Annotated in this window: 2 protein-coding genes and 1 pseudogene; all 3 read left to right on the forward strand. The window is 66.2% G+C overall.

The genetic code is table 11. The annotated features are described in order from the left end of the window. The first annotated feature begins 288 nt into the window (after positions 1 to 288). Positions 289 to 522, forward strand: coding sequence for a DUF4160 domain-containing protein (locus A1351_RS09000; protein WP_245291623.1), 234 nt, complete (start codon positions 289 to 291; stop codon positions 520 to 522). A 2-nt stretch (positions 523 to 524) separates the two neighbouring features. Next, positions 525 to 719: pseudogene (locus A1351_RS26180) on the forward strand (hypothetical protein); the annotation flags it as partial. Positions 720 to 749: 30 nt separating this feature from the next. Next, the coding region (locus A1351_RS25815; protein ID WP_245291624.1) for a helix-turn-helix transcriptional regulator at positions 750 to 1,030 on the forward strand (281 nt) is incomplete at its 3' end.

Genomic DNA, 1,030 nt, shown 5'->3' on the forward strand with positions numbered 1-1,030 from the left:
GCTGCTCGGCTGAACGGAAAGGCCCCCGTCTCCCGCAAAGCTTCGCGGGAGACGGGGGCCGACTCGGCGCTTCAGCGCTCCGCGCCGAGGGACGGCGACGGCGGGGACGCCGCGCAGTCGCGTCTTTCGCGGACAACTCGCGCCGGCCCCGCAGACTTTGGCTCGACTCCCCATGGCTCGGAGAACCGGCGCCTGGAAAGTGGGAATTTGGAGCCTGGTCCACCACCCCGTCGCCTTGATTTCCACGCTTCCTAGTGCAACTATTGCATCTCGTTCCGAGGCTGCGTCGTGCCGACACTGAAACAATTCGGTTCGGTTTATATTCGAATGTATGCCGACGATCACAGCCCGCCGCATTTTCACATTGTCTCGACCACTTTCGAGGTGTTGATCGCGCTGGACGGACTTGAGGTCATCGCCGGCCGAGCGAAGCCCGCGCAGATCGCGGAGGCCTTGGAGTGGGCGCAGCGGAACGGGGACGCGCTCGCGATCGAATGGGCGCGGCTCAACGAACGGGGTTGAACATGCCGAGGAAGGCGCCGCCGCGCATCGTGGCCGTGAAGGTCGATAGCCGCAGGCCGTGGGCGCTGCGGCTCGAATGGAACAATGGCGCGTCGGGCAGAGTCGACGTCTCGGACCATATCGGAGCTTACAAGCTCTACCAGCCGCTTCGCCAAGCCCCAGAATTGTTCAAGTCGGTTCGGCTCGGCGATCTCGGGACCGATATCGTCTGGTCCGACGAGATCGATATGAGCGCGGATACGCTTTGGCGGCTCGCTCAGGAACAGGCCGGCGCCACAATGTCGGCCGGCGAGTTCAAGATCTGGCGCGAGCGCCGGGCCTACACGCTCGACACGGCCGCCCGAGCCCTCGGGATCGGCCGGCGGATGATCTCCTACTACGAGCAGGGCGAAAAGCCGATTCCGCGCGTCGTCGCGCTCGCCACCCGCGCACTCGACGTCGAGGCCCGGGAGGGAGGCGGCGCCCGCGCGAAGCCGGGGAAAAGTCGCGCGCCAAAAGCCGCGGCGCG

The sequence above is a fragment of the Methylosinus sp. R-45379 genome (genome assembly GCF_001644125.1).
Classification (GTDB): Bacteria; Pseudomonadota; Alphaproteobacteria; order Rhizobiales; family Beijerinckiaceae; genus Methylosinus.